Origin of the sequence: Nakamurella lactea DSM 19367, from assembly GCF_000426645.1 — a bacterium.
GTDB classification, from domain to species: domain Bacteria; phylum Actinomycetota; class Actinomycetes; order Mycobacteriales; family Nakamurellaceae; genus Nakamurella; species Nakamurella lactea.
This window is the reverse complement of sequence record NZ_AUFT01000001.1, coordinates 447,842-468,188: the sequence shown is the minus strand read 5'-3', so window position 1 is coordinate 468,188 and position 20,347 is coordinate 447,842. Positions and strand designations below refer to the sequence as shown.

Below are 20,347 nucleotides of genomic sequence, written 5' to 3'. Positions count from 1 at the left end.
GCTGCCGGGAACGTCGATGCGGTGAGGATGTGCGATGACGGCCGATGACATGCGGCTGGCGGGACCCGTTCCGCCGGCCGGTATGCGCGGCACCCTGGGGCCGCTGTTCCGCCTGGTCCGCGACCAAAGAGTCGCGTTCCTGCTGGTCGGTGCAACGAACACGGCCGTCGGCGCCGTCTGGTTCATCGTGTTCCAGGCACTGATCCAGGACCGATTCGGCTACATGGCGGTGCTGGCCTGCGCGCACGTCGCGTCCGTGTTGTGCGCGTTCGTGCTGTACCGGAAGTTCGTCTTCCGGGTCCGCGGACACGTGCTGCGTGACCTCGGCCGTTTCGAGGTGATCAATCTCGGGGCATTGGCCGTGAATGCGGTCTGCCTGCCGTTGCTGGTCGAGGTCGCCCACCTGCCGGTACTCGCCTCGCAGCTGATCATTGCTTGCGGCACCGTGTTGTTGAGTTTCTTCGGACATCGGGACTTCTCGTTCCGCCGGACCCCGGGGGCGGCGGCGTGAGCGAGCTCGAAAACGCACCACACCCGAGGGTGTCGGTGGTGATCCCGTCGTACAACAACGAGCAGTTCATCGAGGCAGCCGTCGAATCGGTGCTGCGCCAGACCTTCCGCGACTTCGAACTGATCGTCTCCGACCATTCCTCGACCGACCGGACCTGGGAACTGCTGCAGCGCTTCGCCGCCGACCCGCGGGTGCGGCTGGGCACCGTGGCGCCGGGCGGCGGGGCACCGGCGAACTGGACCGCCGTCACCGAACGCGCCGGCGGCGAGTTCGTCAAACTCGTCTGCGGCGACGATCTGCTCTATCCGACCGCGTTGGCCGAACAGGTCGCCGCGTTCGACGCCCATCCCGAGGCGGTGCTGGTGGCCTGTCAACGGGACGTGATCGATGCCGACGGCGCCCCGGTGGTGCGCAGTCGCGGACTGCAGGGACTGTCCGGCGTTGTGCCCGGCGACCAGGCGATCCGGCGCACGGTGAGCGCCGGAACCAACGTCTTCGGCGAGCCGATGTGCATCCTGGTGCGCCGCGAGGTGCTGCTGGCCACCGGCGGCTGGGACGACCGCGTTCCGTACCTGCTGGACCAGGCGACCTTCGTCCGGGTACTGCGCCGCGGCCCGATGGTGGCGGTCCGCCGCTGCCTGGCCGCGTTCCGGATCAGCGCCGAGCAGTGGAGCGTCGACCTCGTTCGCCAGCAGGGCCGACACGCCCGCGAGTTCCACGCATCGGTGCAGCGCGACCACCCGGGCCTGCTGCACCGCTGGGACCGGCCGCTCGGTGACATCAGGGCGACGGCGATGGCCCTCGGCCGCCGTGGGGTGTACCTGTGGCTGCGCTGGCGTCGCAAGGACGCCGGACCGGCCGCGCCTGCCGACACCATCGCAGCCGGGGCGAAAGCCGCCGACGACCGGCCCGCCTTCGATAGGCTCGTGGAATGACGGAACCGACGACGGTGCCGCCACATGCCATCTCCGTCGTAGTCCCGGTCTACCAGGGGGCGCGAACGTTACCCGGCCTGTTGGCGGAGCTCGTCCCGCTGGCCGAGGAATTCGGTACCCCGCAGGGGCATCGCGCCAAGGTCGTCGAGATCCTCCTGGTGGACGACAACGGCCCGGACTCCTCGGCGACGGTGATCCGGGAGCTGGCCGCTCGGTACCCGTTCGTCAGAGCGGTCTGGCTCAGCCGGAACTTCGGTCAGCACCCGGCGACGCTGGCCGGCATGGCCTCAAGCGGCGGCGACTGGATCGTCACCATGGACGAGGACGGACAGCACGATCCGGCTGCCATCGCCGCGATGCTGGACGTCGCGATGGCCCAACAGGCCGATCTGGTCTACGCGCATCCGACGAACCGCCCGCCGCACGGCGCCGTTCGGAACCTGGCCTCAGTGCTGGCCAAGCGGGTCATCGTCGCCTCCGCCGGTAGCAGGGCCGCGCGGGACTTCCACAGTTACCGGCTGGTGCTGGGCGAGGTCGGCCGCAGCGTCGCCGCCTACGCCGGCGCCGGCGCCTACCTGGACGTGGCGATGAGTTGGGTGGCCCGACGGATCGTGACCTGCCCGGTGATCCTGCGCGAGGAGGGCGGCCGCCCGTCCGGTTACTCCTACCGATCGTTGAGTTCGCACTTCTGGCGGATGGTGATCTCCAGCGGCACCCGCGGGCTGCGCATCGTCAGCATGCTGGGGGCGCTGTTCGCCGTCGGCGGCTTCGGGCTGGCCATCTATCTGCTGGTCGTCCGGCTGTTCTTCGACGTCGACACCCCGGCCGGCTGGCCGTCGTTAATGGTCGTGCTGTTGGTCTGTTGCGGGGCGATCCTGTTCTCGCTCGGGGTGATCGCCGAATACATCGGGGTCAACGTGAACATGGCGATGGGCCGGCCGTTGTACCTGATCGTCAGCGACCCGGCATCCGGGCCGCTGGGCAGGGCCGCCGCCGAGACTCCCGCTCCGACCGATTCGGCGGCCCGCCGGGTGCCGGCCGAGCCTGCGACGGCCAGGGACGCCGCCGGCCCGGTGCGTGCGCCGGCGCCCGGCGCACCGGCCACCGAGCCGCAACCACACCCGGAACGGGTGGTCCGATGACGCCCACCCCCGCGGTCCGAAGCTGGGTGATCGGCTCCGGCGGGCTGCTCGGCAGTGCGCTGCAGCGCAGTCTGACCGCCGGCGGCGACACCGTGATCGATGCCGGATCGATCCCCTGGAACCGGCCGGTCCAGGCCAGGGCGCAGCTGGCCGCCACCACCCGCCGCCTGCTCGCCGCGAGCGGCCGCAGCGGTGACCGCTGGCGAATCGCCTGGTGCGCGGGTGCCGGCGTCACCGGAACCACCGACGCCGAGCTGGCCGACGAGATCGGCGCGCTCCGGACGGTGCTTGACACAGTTGCCGAACAGATCGCCGGCGGTGCCGTCGATCCGCTGGCGGGTTCGGTGTTCGTCGCGTCGTCGGCCGGCGGCGTGTACGCCGGTTCGGCCGGGCCGCCGTTCACCGAGCAGCACGAGGCCCGCCCGACCTCCGGGTACGGCCGGGCGAAGCTGGCCGGCGAGCAGCTGGCGCAGGCGTTCGCGGCCGGCACCGGGGTACCGACCGTGATCGGGCGGATCACCAACCTTTACGGGCCGGGGCAGAACCTGGCCAAGCCGCAGGGGCTGATCTCGCACCTGTGCCGCACGCAGCTGGCCCGCACGTCCATCTCGATCTACGTCTCGCTGGACACCATCCGCGACTACCTGTACGTGGACGACTGCGCCGACATGGTCCGACTCGCGCTGGCCGGGGTCGTTGACGTCACCACGGACGGTTCCCGTTGCGTGGTCAAGATCTTCGGCGCCCACCAGGGGGTCACCATCGGGGCGCTGCTCGGCGAGTTCCGGCGAGTCTTCAAACGGGCGCCGCTGGTGGTGCTCGGCACCTCGGCCACGGCCAAGTTCCAGGCCGGCGACCTGCGGGTGCGCTCGACGGTCTGGCCCGAACTCGACCACCGTGCGTTGACCTCGCTGCCATCCGGCCTGGCGGCCACCGCCGAGGACCTTTTCCGATCGGTCCGCGTTGCCGGCTGATCCCACTCCCGTTACCGGTGCGACCCAGGCAGTAGCTGCCGATCCGGGCTGGTTCGCGCGCTGGTGGTCGGGCAGCGACCTGCGGATCTATCTGGCCGCGGTGCTGACCACCGCCGCCGCCGTCACCGTGATGATGCGGTTGTGGCGGGTCGACTGGTCGGCGCCGTTCTACTACACGACCGATTCGATCGGTTCGGCCGCGCACTTCAAGACCGTGCTGGCCACGGGGTGGTACGAGAGCCAACCCCGGCTGGGTTTCCCGTACGGCCAGCACTACCACGACTATCCCTTCTCCGACGACCTGCATCCGGCGATGGCGAAGCTGCTGGGTCTCTTCACCGACAACTGGGTGACGGCGTTCAACGGCTACTACCTGCTGACGTTTTTGTTGTGTGCGGCTACCGCGGTCTGGTTCTTCCGGGTCTGCGGGCTGTCCGCGCTGATGACGGTGGTGCTCGCGGTGTTGTTCGCGGTGGCCCCGTATCACTTCATCCGCAACGAGATGCACTTGTTCCTGTCCGGGTACTACCTGATCCCGCCGGCCATGGTGCTGGTGCTGCGGGTGGCCAGGGGCGAGTCGCTGTGGGGGCGGCGGCGGGTCGGTCGGGGCTTTCCCGGGCGGATCCTCGGCGTCCTCACCGGACGCGGCGCCGCCACGGTGCTGATCCTCGCGCTGCTGGTCTGGGACGGGGTGTACTACGCGATCTTCTGCGGACTGCTGCTGGCGGCCGCTGCCGTGCTGGCGCTGATCCGCAGCGGCGACTGGCGGCGGTTCGGCGGAGCCGTGGTCGGGGGAGTGGTGCTCGGCCTCTGGTATGTGGTCGCGCTGCTGCCCGATCTGCTCTATGCCCGGGTCCACGGGTCGAATGCGGGTGCGTTCATCCGGATCCCGAACGAGGCCCAGATGTACAGCCTGCGGTTCAGTCAGCTGGTGCTGCCGCCGCCCAACCATCCGTTCCCGCCGTTCGCCCAGCTGCGCGAGTGGTTCGACAACGAGTTCCCGCCGGCCGCCGAGCACCCGGCGCTGGGCCTGATCGGCACCATCGGATTCCTGCTGCTGCTCGGTTTCGGGGTGGTGTCGATCGCTAATTCGCGCCGCCGGCGCCGGGCGCCGGCGCCCGGCAGCCGCGGCGACACGATCGCCCAGCTGTCGGCACTCACCTGGGTCGCGTTCCTGTTGGCCACCGTCGCCGGCGCCGGGTTGTTCCTGTCGATGAGGATCATCGCGATCCGGGGCTGGAACCGGATGTCCATCGTCATCGCGCTGATGGCGCTGGCCGGGTTCGGGCTGGCCGTCGAGGCCGTGCTCGACCGGCTGCGGAGCCGGCGCGCGGCCGGGAGTGACGGCGCTGACGAGGTGCCGCGGCAGCCGTCATCCGCGGGGCGGGAACGACTGCGGCGCGCCCTACCGGCGGTCGCGGCCGCGGCCGTGCTGGTCCTCGGGGTGGCCGACCAGTCGCTGACCAACGCGATCCCGGATCCCGGTACGGCCAAGGACTTCCACTCCGACCAGACGTTCTTCGCGGGGCTCGAGCAGTCGCTACCGGCCGGGGCCGCGGTGTTCCAGCTGCCTTACCGCCCCTACCCGGAGTCGGCGATCATCAACGGCACCAGCGAGAGTGACCAGCTGCGCCCGTTCCTGAACACCACCACGCTGCGGTGGTCGGCCGGCGGTATCAAGGGCAGACCACAGACCGACTGGCCGGCGACGGTGAGCGGGCAACCGGCCAGCGACATGGTCAACGACCTGGCGGTGATCGGATTCAGCGGCATCCTGCTCGACCGGGCCGCCACCCCGGACGGCGGCACGGCGTGGACGACCGAGCTGACGGCCGTCACCGGCCCGGTGGTCTCCGTCAGCCCGAACGGCCGGTTCGCGTACTTCTCACTGAAGCGGGCGGACCAACAGGTCCGGCTGACCATGACCCCGGCCCAACGTGCCGCCGAGGCGGCGCGGCTGACGAACGGCGCGACCACCACCACCGGATGACGATGCACCGGTCCCGGCGCACCCTGAGAGGATCCACCCCATGGCAGAACATCCGGACCAGCACCCGGCCCCCGGCGCCGCGACTGCTGACGTCGACTACGCCGAGCGGCTCAACCGCCTGCAGAACAAGCGCTGGAAGAAGATCCTCAACGTCCAGGCTCCCTACAAGGCCAATCTTCGCCGGATGAACCTCGGACGCACCCTGGACGTCGGCTGTGGCAACGGCCGGAACCTGAGCTACCTGCCGGCCGGATCGGTGGGGGTGGACCACAACCCGCACCTGGTGGCCGCGGCCCGGGCCAACGGCTGCATCGCCTACACCACCGAAGAATTCTTCGCCGATCCCGAGTTGTCGGCCGCCGGGTCCTTCGATGCGCTGCTGGCCGCGCACCTGATCGAGCACCTGACACCGCAGGAGGCGCGGACGGTGATCCGCAGCTACCTGCCGATGGTCCGGCCGAACGGGCGCGCCGTGTTCATCACTCCGCAGGAACGCGGGTACGCCTCCGACCCGACCCATGTCGCCTTCACCGATCAGCAGGCGTTGACCGAACTCGATCGCGATCTCGGGCTGACTCCACTGCGCAGGTACTCGTTCCCGTTCCCGCGGTGGGCCGGAAAAGTGTTCGTGTACAACGAGTTCAACCATATCGCCCGAGTCCCGGCCGGCCCGGCGCCGACGGCCGGGAAGGAATCACGATGACAACCGACGCCGACGACCTGGCGTTGGCACTGCGACTGGCCGACACCGCCGACGCGATCAGCCTGCCGAGGTTCGGCGCGACCGACCTGCGGGTGGACAGCAAGCCTGACCTGACCCCGGTGTCCGATGCCGACCTGGCCGTCGAGCGGGCGATCCGCGAGTTGCTGGCCGAGCAGCGGCCGGCCGACAGCGTGCTCGGCGAGGAGTTCGGCGACTCGCTGCCGGGCGCCGAGCGCCGCTGGGTGATCGACCCGATCGACGGCACCAAGAACTTCGTCCGCGGGGTGCCGGTCTGGGCGACCCTGATCGCCCTGATGGACGGGCCCGACCTGGTGGTCGGGGTGGTCAGCGCCCCGGCGCTGGCCCGGCGCTGGTGGGCCCGATCCGGCGGTGGAGCCTTCTCGTCGTTCAACGGTGCCCCGGCCCGACCGATCCGGGTCTCCGGAGTGACGAACCTGTCGGACGCGTCGCTGTCGTACTCCGATTACGCCGAATGGGCGGTAGCCCCCGAGCAGGCGCGAGGCTTTCGGACGCTGCTGGACCACTGTTGGCGGACCAGGGCCTACGGCGACTTCTACTCCTACGTGCTGGTCGCCGAGGGTGCCGTCGATGTCGCCGCCGAGCCGGAACTGAGCCTGTGGGACCTGGCCGCGCTGGTGCCGATCGTCACCGAAGCGGGCGGACAGGCGACCGACGTCAGCGGAGAGCCGTTGACCGCCGCGAGCACCAGCCTTGCGGTGAGTAACGGCCCGCTGCACCCGGCCGTGATCGAGACGCTCAACACGATTCCGGCGTGAGGTAACGCGGAGATAACGGCAGCCCCCGGTAGAGTGAGCGCTCGTGATCCATCTGTCCCACGTGTCCAAGAGCTACAAGACGTCAACCAGGCCCGCCCTGGACGACGTCTCCGTCGAGGTCGACAAGGGAGAGTTCGCTTTCCTGATCGGTCCCTCCGGGTCCGGGAAGTCGACGTTCCTGCGCTTGCTGCTGCGTGAGGATGCCCCCGAGAAGGGGGAGATCTCGGTGGCCGGCAGCGACCTCACCAAGATCCGGCGGTCAAAGGTGCCAGGGCACCGGCGGCGGCTGGGCTGCGTCTTCCAGGACTTCCGGCTGCTGACGAACAAGACCGTCTCGCAGAACGTCGGGTTCGCCCTCGAAGTACTCGGCCGGCCGCGCGCGGTGATCAAGCGGGTGGTGCCGGAGGTGCTCGAGCTGGTCGGCCTCGAGGGCAAGTCCAACCGGTTGCCGCACGAGCTGTCCGGCGGCGAGCAGCAGCGAGTGGCGATCGCCAGGGCGTTCGTCAACCGACCGCTACTGCTGCTGGCCGACGAGCCCACCGGCAACCTCGACCCGGACACCAGTGCCGACATCATGCTGCTGCTGGAACGGATCAACCGGACCGGCACCACCGTGCTGATGGCCACTCACGACAACGCCATCGTCGACTCGATGCGCCGGCGGGTCATCGAGCTGCAACTGGGCAAATTGGTCCGGGACGAGGACCGCGGCGTCTACGGCGTCGGCCGCTGAGCAACGAACCGCCTTCCAGGCCGCACCATCGGCCCGCTCGCGGGCCGAACTGACCGACACACCTGACGCCTCACCGGCGAACCGAGCACCAGGCATGACACTGAGAGTGCCCGGCAGACAGCACGAGAGGAACACATGCGAGGCGGATACGTGTTCAGCGAGGTTCTCACCGGCCTGCGGCGGAACATCACCATGACGATCGCGATGATCCTGACCACCGCGATCTCCCTCGGGTTGCTGGGCGGCGGCATCCTGGTGGCGAGGATGACCTCGCATGCTCAACAGCTGTACGGCGACAAGGTGCAGGTCGACGTCTACCTGACACCCGAGGTGTCGGCGAACGACCCGGACTGCCGGGACGTCTGCCTGACCCTCAAGGACAGCATGCAGAACAATCCGGACATCGCCTCGGTGGAGTACCACAGCCAGGAAGATGCCTACAACGAGTACAAGGAGCGGTTCGCCGGCCAGAAGGAGATGCTGGACATCGTCCGTAAGGAGGCGCTGTCGGCGTTCCTCCGGGTGCGGCTGAAGGATCCGGCGAAGATCTCGATCATCTCCGAGCAGTACTCCGGCAAACCCGGTGTCCGGTCGGTCAGCGACCAGCGGGAACTGCTCAACCGGGTGTTCTCGGTGCTCAACGGGGTGCGCAACGCCACCCTGGCCATCGCCCTGGTGCAGGCCATCGCCGCGTTGCTGTTGATCTCCAACATGGTGCAGATCGCCGCCTTCACCAGACGCACCGAGACGTCGATCATGAGGCTGGTGGGCGCCAGTCGATGGCGCACCCAGCTGCCGTTCGTCATCGAAGCGGTGGTGGCCGGGGTGATCGGCGCGGTGCTGGCCGTCGGTGGCCTGATCGCCGCCAAGGTCTGGTTCGTCGACAAGTCGCTGAGCTCGGTGATGGCCACCGGCGTGCTGCCGCCGATCACCGCCAACGACATGCTGATCGTGGCACCGATCCTGATCGGCTCCGGCATCGTGCTGGCCGCGGTCTCTGCGTACCTGACGCTGCGGGCCTACGTTCGGACGTAGCTCCGCGGGGATCAACTCTCCGAGTCGGTGGGCTGGGTCGCAGTTGCGGTGTCCGAGCGGGGAGCAACGCTCCGAGTCGGCGGGTTCTGGCTTGTCGTCACCGGTGTCCGATACGGCGACTCCTCGCACTCCGTTGCGGCCGGAACTCGCTGCGCTCCTTCCAACCTCCACTTCGCGCTTGTCGTCACCGGTAACCTGAATCGGTTATGACGAAGAAGCCCGCCGCCAAAGCCACCGCCGCCAAGAATGGCGGCCGTCAGCTGATCGCCTCCAACAAGAAGGCCCGGCACGACTACGAGATCCTGGACACCTACGAGGCCGGGATCTCACTGACCGGCACCGAGGTCAAGTCGATGCGGGCCGGCCGGGCTTCGCTGATCGACGGCTACGCCACCATCTCGGACGACGAGATCTGGCTGCGCGGCGTGCACGTCGCCGAGTACGCCGAGGGCACCTGGACCAACCATGCGCCGCGTCGCACCCGCAAGCTGCTGATGCACCGGGCCGAGATCGACAAGCTGGCACAGAAGATGCGCGAGGCCAGCGGCGGGTTGGCGTTGATCCCGTTGTCGATGTATTTCCTCGACGGCAAGGTCAAGGTCGAGCTGGCGTTGGGCCGCGGCAAGAAGTCCTACGACAAGCGGCAGACTCTGGCCGCGCGGGACGCCGACCGCGAGCTCGCCCGTTACGCCGGCCGCAAGGCCAAGGGCATGGTGCGCTGAGCGTTCGGCTGTGGCGCGGCCGTCGACCGTCGACCGCCGCCGTCGCCCGTTGACCGTTGGCGACGTCTCGGTGCTGTTTGGGCGCCGAATCCCGTCATTCCTGCGGCCTTTGCGACGTCTCGGCGCCCTCCGGTGCGGAAACCACGCAACCGATCTTGGTCGGTCGGACGTCCCAATGCCATGAGAGCGACCATCTCGAGCCAACGACGCCGGCCCGTCTTCGCGATCGTGGTGCGTACCTGCGCCGTGGCGACGGTCCTGGCCCTGGCGGGCGGTTGCGCCAGTGTCGTTGCCGGTCATCCCATCGATCCAACAGCGACGGGCCGGCCAGATCAGTGCGCATCCGGTGAACCAGCTGCGACGACCCCCGGCGCCGATGCCACGCCGTTGATCAGGATCGGCTGGCTCTCGCCATGGACGCCATCCTGGACCCAGAGCGAGTCGGTGATCGTGTACACCGACGGCACAGCGATCGGCCCGCCCCACGATCGGCCGGGCGACGTTCGGGCACCCGGACCGGCGGCACCCACCGCAGCGACTCCGACATCGTCAGTGTCGGGAACCCCATCAACCAAGGTGACGACGGCGACCACACCAGCCGGGACGACGACGGCTGACGTCGTCGGCGCCGCGATCCCCGCCCCGCAGGGCGGCTGGGTCGACGAGTGCGAGCTTGCGGACCTGCTCGATCGGGCGGTCGAATTCGGCAGGGCCGACCTGGGCCGGCTGACCAACGTGATGGACGCCGGAACGCTGGTGCTGTCGGTCGCCGCTCACGACGGCCGGCCGGCAGTGTCGATCTCGGTGTACGCCCTCGGGATGGGGGACGACGACAATTCGGATCTGACGGAGGATCAGGAGAAGGCGCGGAGGGGATTGTCCGCGTGGCTCACCGCGGTGAAGGGCGCACTTCACCTCACCGGACCGATTCCGCTGGAGCGCATCTTGTTGTACGAAACCCGGGACTCCATCCCGATGATCTCCAACGAACCCGGTCGGCCGGTGCCGTGGACGGGGGAGGCGCCGGACCCACAGCCACCGGACTACGGCAAGGTGGGCTGCCAACTGCTCACCGGCACGGCGGCGGCTGATGCGGTGGCCAACGCAGAGCGATCGAGCGCAGCGAACGGCTACCCGGAGCGTCGGTTGAACAGCTTTTGGGGCGCCTTCACCGTGAACGGGTCCGAGCGGTATTTCGCCCTGGTGGCCGCCGCGCCCGGGCAGGACTGCCGCTGACGGCCAATCCGCTGGGGACATCCGGGAATCCCGGGTAGGCTGACGATGTTGTCAGTTCATGTAGGACGAACAACTGCTGGACGACTGGTGACACCCACTCGGGGGTGATTGGTCTCGACAGCGGCTGTCGAGTGAGGAGAAGCGGGCCGAGGAAGGCAACGATGATCTCGTTAACCATCCGTTGCAAATAAAATCAAGCGCCGACAACAGTCAGCGCGAGTTCGCCCTCGCCGCCTGAGCGAGTAGCGACTCCGTCAGACCGGGAGTTCCTCCGTCCCGGACCCTGGCGCCGACAAGGAGGATCACCGTTCGGGCCGGCCACGGACCCGAACGGGACAACCCACAGTGGCTGGGCCCGTCACATCGGCTTGTTCGCATGACCGATGGGGTCGAGTAGAGACGTAGCGGACTGCGCCCGGAGAAGGACTCACAACACACCGTTGGACGCGGGTTCGATTCCCGCCACCTCCACAAACGGCTGAAGGATCCGACACGATTTTCGTCGGGTCCTTCAGCCGTTTCTTGGGTAGGGCAGCGAACCCGCGAGCCGTGACCCGGGCGAGCGTCCCGACGGCTTCCCGCCGCCTTCAACGGATCATGACGGTCGGAGGGCGCGCAGCGCCCAGAGGATCGCCACCAGGTCGACCGCCTCCTGCAGCCAGGCGCCGAGCAACGCCGGCAGCAGGCCGAAGGCGGCGACAACCATCAGGGCGACGCTGATCAGGATCCCGATCCAGATGCTCTGCAACGCGATCCGTACCGTGTCCCGACCGACCCGCACCGCGTCGGCGACGGCCGCGAGGTGGTCGAACCGGTTCACCACGTCGGCCGATTCGCTGGCCGCTGTCGCGCCCTTGGCGCCCATCGCGAATCCGACGTCCGCCGCTGCCAGCACCGGCGCGTCGTTCAGCCCGTCGCCGACCATGAGCAACGGCCGAGGCTGAATACCGCTGACGATCCGCACCTTGTCCGCCGGGTGGCATTCGGCGTGCACCTCGGTAATCCCGGTCTGTGCGGCAATCGGTTCGGCGGTGGCCGCGACGTCCCCTGTGACCACAGCCATTCGCTCGACTCCGAGGCGACGCAGTGTTGCCACGGTATCCACGGCATCGGGCCGCAACCGGTCCCGCATGATGATCGCGCCGGCGAACGTTTCGTCCAGCGCAACGTAGATGGCGAGTTCACCGGGCTCCAGCTGCGCCGCGATGAAGTCGGTGGCGGTCCGGGCCAGCCAGGCCGGCTTGCCCACCCGGACCGTCCCGTTGGCGGTCTGCGCGGCAACTCCGTCGGTGGCCTGTTCCTGCGCCGACGAGACGGCCAGCAGTTGCAGGCCGCGCTGCTTGGCGGTGGCGACCACGGCGCCGGCCAGCACGTGCGACGAATAGACCTCGGCCGAGGCTGCCAGCGCCAACACCTCGTCGTCGGTGAAACCGGGCGCCGGCATGATCCGCCGGGGCTCCGGTCGGCCGGTGGTGAGCGTTCCGGTCTTGTCGAACGCGACGGACCGCACCCGGGCCAGTTGCTCCAGCACACTGCCGCCCTTGACGATCAACCCGGTCTTCGCCGCCCGGCTCATGCCGCCGAGAAACGCCACCGGCGCGGCGATCAGCAGCGGGCACGGCGTTGCCACCACCAGGACCTCGGCAAACCGCACGGCCTGCCCGCTGATCGCCCAGGCAATGCCGGCTATCGCCAGTGAGAGCACGGTGAACGGCACCGCGTACCGGTCGGCAAGTCGGACCGTCCTGGCCTTGCTGAGCTGTGCCTGCTGCACCAGGGCGACGATCTGCTGGTACTGGCTGGCGCCGGCCAACGCGGCCGCTCGGACCCGGACTGCCGACTGCCCGTTCACCGCGCCGGACGGGACGAGCTCGCCCGGAACCCGGTCCACCGGCAGGCTCTCCCCGGTCAGTGAGGACTCGTCGAAAGCGGCTGCCTCCAACAGGATCGCGTCCACCGGCACCCGTTCACCCGGCCGGACCAGCAGGGTGTCGCCGACTGCCACGTCATCGATGTCGATGGCCTGCCACGTCGACTCATCGTCACCGGTGACCCGGGTGGCCAGCTGCGGGGCCTGGGCCAGCAGCGCGGTGAGCTCGGACTGCGAGCGGTTCTGTGCGTAGTCCTCCAGCGCCTCGCCGCCGGTGAGCATCAGCACCACCACCAGCGCCGCCCAGTGCTCGCCGCTCCAGACAGCCGCGACGATCGCGGTGACCGCGAGGATGTCCAGGCCGGCGTGCCCGCGCAGCAACTGCCGGACCATCCCGATCGCCTGCCAGGCGGCGATTGCCAGGGCGTACCCGCCGACCAGCCATGGCACCGCTGCGTGGGCCGGGGTGGCCAACAGGACCAGCCCGATCGTGCCGACGAGGATCGTCACCGCCACGAACGGATAGGAGCGGATCGCCGCCCGCACACGTGCCATCGGCACAGTATGGCCGGGCGAGGATCAGGCAACCGCACGCTCTGCCGGCAGAGCGTGGCCGCGCCTCGCGATCCAGCCAGGATGCTCGCAGCGTCTACGACGTCGCGACGTGGCTATGGTCGCAGAGCAGCGGCGGTGATCGGCTACCTGGACACCTCTGCGCTGGTGCCGCTGCTCGTCGCAGAGCCCAGCAGCGCGGCCTGCCGCCGAATCTGGGACGACGCCGACACGATCGTGTCGTGCCGACTGCTGTACTGGCCGATCCGTCGTTGGTCGCGGCAGCCGGCGACCGGGAGTTGCTTGCAGCCTGGTACCGATTGGGCATCGCCACGTTCGACCCGACCGCGGCGGCGCCGGACCCGGATTGATCGCCGGGCGAGTACCCCTCAGCGGCTCACGGGATCAGTTGGACCTTGATCGCCGTGCGCTGGTCCATCGCGGTGTAGGCATCGGCCACCCTCTCCAACGGGAGCGTCAGGTCGAAGACCCTGCCCGGCTCGATGGCTCCGTTCCACACCCTGGCCAGCAGGTCGGGCAGATAGGCCCGGACCGGCGCCGGCCCGCCGCGCAGCCCGACGTTCTTCCAGAACAGGTGCTGCTGCGGCAGGTCGGTGACGTGCGGGACACCCACCCAGCCGACCTGGCCGCCCGGTCGCGCCGAGGCCAGTGCCTGCACCACCGAGTCGTGGGTGCCGACGCACTCGAGCACGGCGTCGGCGCCGATGCCGTTCGTCAGCTCCTTGATCCGCTCGACTCCCTCGTCACCTCGCTCGGCGACGACGTCGGTTGCGCCGAAGCCGAGGGCCAACTCCTGCCGGTCGGCATGGCGGCTCATCGCGATGACCCGCTCGGCGCCGAGCTGGGCTGCCGCCAGCACCCCGGACAACCCGACGGCGCCGTCGCCGACCACCACCGCGGTAGCGCCGGGTCCGACCCCGGCGCACACGGCGGCGTGCCAGCCGGTGCACAACACGTCGGACAGGCTCAGCAGGTGCGGGATCATCGCCTGGTCCGGCTGCTCGGGGGTGGCCAACAGGGTGCCATCGGCGTTCTGCACCCGGATCAATTCGGCCTGACAGCCGTCATAACCGGTGCCGTGCAGGCAGTTCGCCTGTTGACCGGCTTGGCAGACCAGGCAGGTGTTGTCGCTGGTGAGGAAGCCGCCGACGACGAAATCACCCGGCTGAACGGTGCGGACCGCGCTGCCGACCTGCTCGACGATGCCGACGTACTCGTGACCGATCGGGGTCGGCCGCGACACCTTGGCAACGCCGCGGTAGCGCCAGAGGTCGGACCCGCAGACGCAGGTCGCGACTGTCCGGACCACCGCATCGGTGGGCTCGAGGATCGTCGGGTCGGCCCGTTCCTCGAACCGGACGTCCCCAGGACCATGTATGACGGCTCCGTACATCTGTGCTCCTCGTGCTCGGACAGTAGTTCCGATGGATTGACGCCAGCTGGTCCAGCACACCACCGTAGAGCCGATCCGGAAAGGCTCGGGTGAACCGGCTACCGGCACAGCGGGTTGGCCGGTCACTCCCGACCCATCCGCAAGGACGGCGGCGGCGAACAATGGTGGACGGGGCCGCTGCGACGAACCACTGCAACAGGACGTGAGGGCCGATGGTGTTGACCTTGATCGGGATCGGCCTGCTCGGCGGCCTGATCACCGGGGTCTCGCCGTGTGTGCTGCCGGTGCTGCCGGTGGTGTTCTTCGCCGGCGGCACCGGCGCCCGGTCAACCGATGCGCCCGCGACCGCGGCTGACGGCACCCCGCGGCGGTCCCGCCGGCCGGCAGGAATCATTGCCGGACTGGTGCTGAGTTTCTCGGTGGTGACGCTGGTCGGCTCGCTGCTGCTGTCGGCGCTCGGGCTGCCGCAGGACATCCTTCGCTGGGCCGGACTGCTGGTGCTCACCGTGATAGGGCTGAGCCTGCTCGTCCCGAAGTTGGAGGCGGTCATCCAGCGGCCGTTCTACCGGTTGCCGAAGATCGGTCGGGGCGTGGACGGCAACGGGTTCGTGCTCGGGCTGGGCCTCGGCACGCTGTACGTTCCGTGCGCCGGACCGGTACTGGCCGCGATCACCATCGCCGGCGCCTCCGGGCACGTCGGCGCCGGGGTGGTGGTGCTCACGGTCGCGTTCGCCGTCGGGGTCGCTGTCCCGCTGTTCTTCTTCGCGATGGGCGGCGACCGGATCGGGGCGCGGATCGCGGGCTACCGGACCAGGTCCCGGCGATTCCGGGTCGCCGGCGGCGGCGTGATGATCGCACTAGCGCTGGCGTTGGCCTTCAACCTGACCGATGGTTTGCAGCGGGTGGTGCCGAACTACACCGAGAATCTGCAGAGTGCGGTCGAGGACAACTCGGCGGCCAGGGACGCCCTCTCCGGCCTGTCCGGTGCGGACAACACCCCGCTGGTGGACTGCCCGGACGGGCAGTCCACGCTCGCCATTTGCGGTGCGGCACCGGCGATCACCGGCGTCACCCGGTGGTTCAACACGGCCGGCGATCGACCGCTGACGCCGGAATCGTTGCGCGGCAAGGTGGTGCTGATCGATTTCTGGACCTACTCCTGCATCAACTGTCAGCGGGCGCTGCCGCACGTCGAGAGTTGGGATGCCGCCTACCGGTCCGCCGGCCTGCAGGTGATCGGCGTCCACACGCCCGAATTCGCCTTCGAGAAGGAGCCCGGCAACGTGCAGCGGGGGATCGCCGACCTCGGGGTCAGCTACCCGGTGGCGATGGACAACGCGGCCGCCACCTGGAACGCGTTCAGCAACCGCTACTGGCCGGCCGAGTACCTGATCGATGCCGCCGGCACCGTCCGGCACGTGGCGTTCGGAGAGGGCGGTTACGCCACCACCGAGCGGTTGATCCGGCAACTGCTGCAGGCGGCCCACCCGGGCCTCGCCCTGCCCGCGCCGGTGGAGAACGCGGCCGCCGGAGACCTCGCGCAGGAACAGGCCATCTTCTACCCGACCACGCCGGAGACCTACCTGGCCTCCGCCCGGTCCGAGAACTACCGGGGGACGACGCCGCTGACGCCGGGAAAGCGGACCTTCACCTTCCCGAAGGGCCAGGACGAGGACACCTACAGCCTGACCGGCAGCTGGACGGTCGGCAGCCAGCAGATCACCGCGGGAAAGAGCGCCGGCATTCGGATCAACTATGTGGGGCAACACATCTACGCGGTGCTCGGCGGCTCCGGCAACGCCCAGGTGATCCGCAACGGCAGCGCGGTCGGCAGCATCGACATCTCCGGCGAGCCACGCCTCTACCCGCTGTTCGAGAGCAGCGGTACCGAACGCGCCACGCTCACCCTGCGGCCCAGCGCCGGGGTTCAGGCGTACACCTTCACCTTCGGCTGACCGGCATGGTCGACACGCCGGCAACCTGCTCGATGATCGGCACGACTCCGGCAGCACCGGGTGCACCGGCGATTTCCTGCGCCAACCGCAGACTCGCTGCGCGGTACGAGGGATCCGCCAGCACTTGGCCAACGGCGTCGGCGATCGCCTCGGGCGTCGGCCGGTTGGTCCGCAGGTCAACACCAGCGCCGCTCCAGGCGACCCTGGCGGAGACGTCGGCCTTGTCCTCGGACTTTCCGGCCACCACCAACGGAACGCCGTGGCGGAGGGCGAAGTGCACCCCGCCGTAACCGCCGTTGCTGACGAAAACCGTTGTCCTGGTGAATAACTCGTCATACGGGAGGTAATCGGCGACCCTGGCGTTCGAGGGCAGCTCGGCCCGCAGCGGCGCGATATCCCGGCCTCCGGTGGTCACCACCACCAGCACGTCCATCTCGGCCAGCGCCCGCAGCGTCGGCCGAATGAGCTCGTCGAAGTCGTTGTTGGCGATGGTGCCCTGAGAGACGTGCACCACCGGCCGGGAGCCGTCCAGCTCACCCCACCACGGCGGTGTGGTGGTGTGCGCGGCGGTGCTGGCCGACACCGGACCGACGAAGTGCACCGGAACCGGCAGGTCGCTGCGTGGGTACTCGAAACCCTCGACGGACAACTGGATCACACCGTCGGCGTGCGCCATCCAGTTGAGGAAGAAGTCGCCGAACGCCCGACCGGTCACCGCCCGAACCTGTTGTTGCGCGAAGGCCTGGGCGGTCCGGAACACCAGCCGGGTGGTGAGGATCGTCAGCAGCCGGTTGCGCAGCCGACCGATCGGGCCGGCCATCGGCGGGAGCCCCAGGCCGAACGGCGCGGTGTCCCGACTGATCAACCCGAGCGGAACGATGCCCAGATTCAGCACCGCAGGCCGCTGCGCCCTCGGCGTCATCAGCAACGGCATGATCCCGAGAAACAGCGACTCGGCCAGCACCACGTCGGTCGGCTCGGCGTCGATCGCGGCGGCCACCGCGGCCGCCTGCTCCGGAACGGGGCGCAGGAAGATCTCGACCATGTCGTAGCGGACCTTCGCCGGCCCGGTCAGCCCGACCCGCCCGGGGAAGGTCTCGTCGATGGTGCGGTCGTCATAGTCTGCGGCCGGTGGCAGCGCGAGCCAGTCGGCGCCGGTCTGCTGCACGGCGGCGCGGTAGCGGGCGCCCGTGAGGAACCGGACCCGGTGGCCGGCGTCGACGAGTTGCCGGGCGATCGGCAGCAATGGCGACACGTGGCCGTGGACCGGGGTACTGCACAGGAGGATGGAAGCCATGGGACTCACTTTTCACTGGGACGACGTAGGATTGAATACATCGTGAATGTAGCGAATGATGGAGATGCTGACAAGGGGCCGACCCGCCGGTACTCGTCGCCGGTGCGGGAAGCGGCGGCCCGGGACACCCGGCGCCGGATCGTCCGGGCGGCGGCCGACTGCTTCACCAGGGAGGGCTATACCGCGACCACCCTGCGCAAGATCGCCCGGGCGGCCGGCGTGAGTGTGGAGACGGTAAACGGACACGGACCGAAGGGCTCGCTGTTGTTCGCGGCATTCGAGTTGGCCTTCGTCGGCCGCGAAAGTATGGATTCGATGAGCACCGAGCCGGCGTTCGCGGCGGCCCTGCAGCAGGACGACCCTGCGGTGTTCCTGGCGGCGGTGGTGCAGGCGATCACCGACGCGTTCGAGCGGGCCGACGGGATCTGGCGGGCACTGACTGCCGCCGTCGACGTCGACGAGTCGGTGGCGGTGGCACACCAGGCGTTGGTCGGCCGCCGGCGGGCCGACTTCGCCGGCCTGGTCCAGCAATTGCAGCTGCGGGGGGTTGCCATCGGGGTCGACGCCGAACACGCCGTCGACGTGCTGACGTTGATCTGTTCGCCGGAGAGCTTCCACCATCTCGTGGTGCTCTGCGGGTGGCGGCGGGAGGACTATCAGGCGTGGGTGGTCGAGGCGGTGGGCCGGGAGCTGGGCGGGACGGTTACCGGCCGGTAACGTTGGCGCTGTTGGTGGCTCGCGCCGCAAGACGTGCGCCCAGGTTCGACGAGAGGACGCCGCCGTGAGCCCTGCGCCCACAGCTACCGGGGAGGGCTCTCGATGAGCGCCTTCGCCGTCGAGATCGCCGACGGGATCGCCGATGTCCGGTTGCTCGGCCCCGGCGGCGACGCCGACCGCAGCAACACCATGGGCACCGCGTTCTGGGACGAGTTGCCGCAAGTCTTCGCCGCCATCGATGCCGACGCCGGGGTGAAAGCGGTGGTGCTCACCGGGTCCGGACCGAACTTCAGCCTCGGCCTGGACCTGCGGGAGATGCTGCCGCGCTGGGCAGGGGTGCTGGATGCGGGCGCCCAAGCCCGTCCGCGCACCGAGTTCCTGACCGAGATCCGCCGGTTGCAGCAGGCGGTGTCCAGTGTGGCCCGGTGCCGGGTCCCGGTGATCGCCGCGGTTTCCGGCTGGTGTGTCGGTGGCGGCGTCGACCTGATCGCGGCGGCGGACATCCGGCTGGCCTCGGCCGACGCGAAATTCAGTGTGCGGGAGGTGAAGTTGGCGATCGTCGCCGACCTCGGCAGCCTGCACCGGCTGGCCGGCATCATCGGCGAGGGGCATCTTAGGGAGCTGGCGCTCACCGGCACGGACATCGGCGCCGACCGGGCGGAACGGATCGGCCTGCTGAATCACGTGTATGCCGATGCCGCGGCCACCATCGAGGCCGCCAGGGCGCTGGCCGCCGAGATCGTCGCGAATCCGCCGCTCGCGGTGGAGGGGACCAAGCAGATGCTCAATGCCGAACGCGAACACCGGGTGGCGCAAGGGCTTCGGGAGGTCGCGTCGTGGAACGCGGCGTTCCTGCCCAGCGAAGATCTGAGCGAGGCGATTGCCGCCTTCGGCGAGCGGCGGCCGGCCCGGTTCACCGGCCGCTGAGCCGCTGGGCCGCAGAGCAGCTCAGCGGTCAGGGCTCAGCGGTCAAGGCTCAGCGGTCACAGCCGTGGCGTCACTGCGCCGCCGGCACGTCACAGGAACCGTCCGCGCAGGCCGCAGCGTCGTCGGCACCGATCGGGGTCAGTGCGACGCGCGCGGCAAGCTCTGCGTGGACCTGGTTCAAGGCGGCGGTGAACACCCCGGGATCCTGGGCGCCGGAGATGCCATACCGGCCGTCGACCACGAAGAACGGCACGCCCTGGATGCCGTAGGCCTGCGCCTGCCGGAGGTCGTCCTGCACGTCGGCGGCGAAGGTGCCGGATTCCAGTGCGGTGAGCAGTTCTGCCCGATCCAGACCGACCTCGGCGCCCAGGTCCGCCAGCCGGTCAACTCGACCGATGTGTTCGCCCTGTTCGAAGTACGCCTTGAACAGCCGCTCGGCCAACTCGAGCTGCTTGCCGTGCGCCTTCGCGTAGTGAAGCGCCTCGTGCGCCTTGAGTGTCTTGGTGTGCCGGATCGCGTCGAAGTCGTAGTCAAGGCCGACGGAGGTAGCGATACCGCCGACTCTGGCGAGCATCTGCTGGACCTGGTCGGCCGGTAATCCCTTGTGCCGACTGAGGAAATCGACCTCGCTGCCATCGAAGTCGACCGGGGTGTCGGGGGACAACTCGTAGCTGTGGTACGTCACCGTCACGTCGTCCCGGCCGTCGAAATCTGCCAGCCCGGCCTCGAACTTGCGTTTGCCGATGTAGCACCAGGGGCAGGCGATATCCGACCAGATGTCGACGGTGAGCGGAGCGGGCGCAGAAGTCATTTCAGTTTCAACCTTGAGCCGGAGCG

The 20,347-nt window shown here is 69.2% G+C and carries 19 protein-coding genes and 1 other RNA gene; 16 read left to right on the top strand and 4 right to left on the bottom strand.

Annotated features, from left to right (window positions below; translation table 11 throughout):
• Nucleotides 1-34 precede the first annotated feature (34 nt).
• From K340_RS0102370 to ssrA, 12 genes are all read left to right on the top strand, one after another.
• Nucleotides 35-511 carry a GtrA family protein gene (locus K340_RS0102370; protein ID WP_029135522.1) on the top strand — a complete coding sequence of 159 codons (477 nt, stop codon included), beginning with the start codon at nucleotides 35-37 and terminating at the stop codon, nucleotides 509-511.
• Entirely contained in the window at nucleotides 508-1,446 is a 939-nt protein-coding gene (locus K340_RS26935; protein ID WP_211229219.1) for a glycosyltransferase family 2 protein, read from the top strand. The genes K340_RS0102370 and K340_RS26935 overlap by 4 nt, the downstream gene beginning before the upstream one ends.
• Nucleotides 1,443-2,588 (top strand): glycosyltransferase, encoded by a 1,146-nt coding sequence (locus K340_RS26930; protein WP_211229218.1) that lies wholly within the window; start codon nucleotides 1,443-1,445, stop codon nucleotides 2,586-2,588. The genes K340_RS26935 and K340_RS26930 overlap by 4 nt, the downstream gene beginning before the upstream one ends.
• Nucleotides 2,585-3,562, top strand: coding sequence for an NAD-dependent epimerase/dehydratase family protein (locus K340_RS0102355; protein ID WP_029135521.1), 978 nt, complete (start codon nucleotides 2,585-2,587; stop codon nucleotides 3,560-3,562). Before K340_RS26930 ends, K340_RS0102355 begins: the two co-directional genes overlap by 4 nt.
• Nucleotides 3,552-5,552 (top strand): hypothetical protein, encoded by a 2,001-nt coding sequence (locus K340_RS0102350; RefSeq protein ID WP_029135520.1) that lies wholly within the window; start codon nucleotides 3,552-3,554, stop codon nucleotides 5,550-5,552. The genes K340_RS0102355 and K340_RS0102350 overlap by 11 nt, the downstream gene beginning before the upstream one ends.
• 40 nt (nucleotides 5,553-5,592) lie before the next feature.
• Entirely contained in the window at nucleotides 5,593-6,255 is a 663-nt protein-coding gene (locus tag K340_RS26925) for a class I SAM-dependent methyltransferase (protein ID WP_051264837.1), read from the top strand.
• Entirely contained in the window at nucleotides 6,252-7,052 is an 801-nt protein-coding gene (gene hisN / locus K340_RS0102340; RefSeq protein ID WP_029135519.1) for a histidinol-phosphatase, read from the top strand. Before K340_RS26925 ends, hisN begins: the two co-directional genes overlap by 4 nt.
• 43 nt (nucleotides 7,053-7,095) lie before the next feature.
• Entirely contained in the window at nucleotides 7,096-7,785 is a 690-nt protein-coding gene (gene ftsE / locus K340_RS0102335) for a cell division ATP-binding protein FtsE (RefSeq protein ID WP_029135518.1), read from the top strand.
• A gap of 135 nt (nucleotides 7,786-7,920) precedes the next feature.
• Entirely contained in the window at nucleotides 7,921-8,820 is a 900-nt protein-coding gene (gene ftsX / locus K340_RS0102330) for a permease-like cell division protein FtsX (RefSeq protein WP_029135517.1), read from the top strand.
• Nucleotides 8,821-9,026: 206 nt separating this feature from the next.
• Nucleotides 9,027-9,542: an SsrA-binding protein SmpB gene (smpB, locus tag K340_RS0102325; protein WP_051264835.1), complete on the top strand. Its 516-nt coding sequence runs from the start codon at nucleotides 9,027-9,029 to the stop codon at nucleotides 9,540-9,542.
• 576 nt (nucleotides 9,543-10,118) lie between these two features.
• Nucleotides 10,119-10,778, top strand: coding sequence for a hypothetical protein (locus K340_RS0102315; protein ID WP_029135514.1), 660 nt, complete (start codon nucleotides 10,119-10,121; stop codon nucleotides 10,776-10,778).
• Nucleotides 10,779-10,878: 100 nt separating this feature from the next.
• Nucleotides 10,879-11,252, top strand: a transfer-messenger RNA (tmRNA) gene (ssrA, locus tag K340_RS34940).
• Nucleotides 11,253-11,373: 121 nt separating this feature from the next.
• On the opposite strand, the gene K340_RS26920 is transcribed toward ssrA, so the two are convergent.
• Nucleotides 11,374-13,203 (bottom strand): heavy metal translocating P-type ATPase, encoded by a 1,830-nt coding sequence (locus tag K340_RS26920; protein ID WP_037362229.1) that lies wholly within the window; start codon nucleotides 13,201-13,203, stop codon nucleotides 11,374-11,376.
• A 239-nt stretch (nucleotides 13,204-13,442) separates the two neighbouring features.
• On the opposite strand from K340_RS26920, the gene K340_RS37210 reads away from it, so the two are divergent.
• A complete protein-coding gene (locus K340_RS37210) occupies nucleotides 13,443-13,571 on the top strand; it encodes a hypothetical protein (RefSeq protein ID WP_281170678.1) in 129 nt (42 codons plus the stop codon).
• 26 nt (nucleotides 13,572-13,597) lie between these two features.
• On the opposite strand, the gene K340_RS0102300 is transcribed toward K340_RS37210, so the two are convergent.
• Complete coding sequence (locus K340_RS0102300; RefSeq protein ID WP_029135513.1) at nucleotides 13,598-14,614, bottom strand: zinc-dependent alcohol dehydrogenase family protein; 1,017 nt, start codon at nucleotides 14,612-14,614, stop codon at nucleotides 13,598-13,600.
• Between the two features lie 212 nt (nucleotides 14,615-14,826).
• On the opposite strand from K340_RS0102300, the gene K340_RS0102295 reads away from it, so the two are divergent.
• Entirely contained in the window at nucleotides 14,827-16,569 is a 1,743-nt protein-coding gene (locus K340_RS0102295; RefSeq protein WP_211229217.1) for a cytochrome c biogenesis protein DipZ, read from the top strand.
• Here K340_RS0102295 and K340_RS26915 read toward each other — a convergent pair.
• Complete coding sequence (locus K340_RS26915; RefSeq protein WP_037362227.1) at nucleotides 16,556-17,866, bottom strand: glycosyltransferase; 1,311 nt, start codon at nucleotides 17,864-17,866, stop codon at nucleotides 16,556-16,558. The genes K340_RS0102295 and K340_RS26915 overlap by 14 nt on opposite strands.
• A 42-nt stretch (nucleotides 17,867-17,908) precedes the next feature.
• Between K340_RS26915 and K340_RS26910 the strand changes: the two genes are divergently transcribed.
• Both K340_RS26910 and K340_RS0102280 read left to right on the top strand, forming a co-directional pair.
• Nucleotides 17,909-18,583, top strand: a complete 675-nt coding sequence (locus K340_RS26910) for a TetR/AcrR family transcriptional regulator (RefSeq protein ID WP_161632039.1) — start codon at nucleotides 17,909-17,911, stop codon at nucleotides 18,581-18,583.
• A gap of 102 nt (nucleotides 18,584-18,685) precedes the next feature.
• Nucleotides 18,686-19,510, top strand: a complete 825-nt coding sequence (locus K340_RS0102280; RefSeq protein WP_029135511.1) for a crotonase/enoyl-CoA hydratase family protein — start codon at nucleotides 18,686-18,688, stop codon at nucleotides 19,508-19,510.
• A gap of 70 nt (nucleotides 19,511-19,580) precedes the next feature.
• On the opposite strand, the gene K340_RS26905 is transcribed toward K340_RS0102280, so the two are convergent.
• Nucleotides 19,581-20,321, bottom strand: a complete 741-nt coding sequence (locus K340_RS26905) for a DsbA family oxidoreductase (RefSeq protein WP_084613934.1) — start codon at nucleotides 20,319-20,321, stop codon at nucleotides 19,581-19,583.
• Nucleotides 20,322-20,347 lie beyond the last annotated feature (26 nt).

Coding starts and splice junctions, on each gene's coding strand:
- K340_RS0102370 (WP_029135522.1), top strand. CDS start 35: ATGACGGCCGATGACATGCGGCTGGCGGGACCCGTTCCGCCGGCCGGT.
- K340_RS26930 (WP_211229218.1), top strand. CDS start 1,443: ATGACGGAACCGACGACGGTGCCGCCACATGCCATCTCCGTCGTAGTC.
- K340_RS0102355 (WP_029135521.1), top strand. CDS start 2,585: ATGACGCCCACCCCCGCGGTCCGAAGCTGGGTGATCGGCTCCGGCGGG.
- K340_RS26925 (WP_051264837.1), top strand. CDS start 5,593: ATGGCAGAACATCCGGACCAGCACCCGGCCCCCGGCGCCGCGACTGCT.
- hisN (WP_029135519.1), top strand. CDS start 6,252: ATGACAACCGACGCCGACGACCTGGCGTTGGCACTGCGACTGGCCGAC.
- ftsX (WP_029135517.1), top strand. CDS start 7,921: ATGCGAGGCGGATACGTGTTCAGCGAGGTTCTCACCGGCCTGCGGCGG.
- smpB (WP_051264835.1), top strand. CDS start 9,027: ATGACGAAGAAGCCCGCCGCCAAAGCCACCGCCGCCAAGAATGGCGGC.
- K340_RS26920 (WP_037362229.1), bottom strand. CDS start 13,203: ATGGCACGTGTGCGGGCGGCGATCCGCTCCTATCCGTTCGTGGCGGTG.
- K340_RS0102300 (WP_029135513.1), bottom strand. CDS start 14,614: ATGTACGGAGCCGTCATACATGGTCCTGGGGACGTCCGGTTCGAGGAA.
- K340_RS0102295 (WP_211229217.1), top strand. CDS start 14,827: ATGGTGTTGACCTTGATCGGGATCGGCCTGCTCGGCGGCCTGATCACC.
- K340_RS26915 (WP_037362227.1), bottom strand. CDS start 17,866: ATGGCTTCCATCCTCCTGTGCAGTACCCCGGTCCACGGCCACGTGTCG.
- K340_RS0102280 (WP_029135511.1), top strand. CDS start 18,686: ATGAGCGCCTTCGCCGTCGAGATCGCCGACGGGATCGCCGATGTCCGG.
- K340_RS26905 (WP_084613934.1), bottom strand. CDS start 20,321: ATGACTTCTGCGCCCGCTCCGCTCACCGTCGACATCTGGTCGGATATC.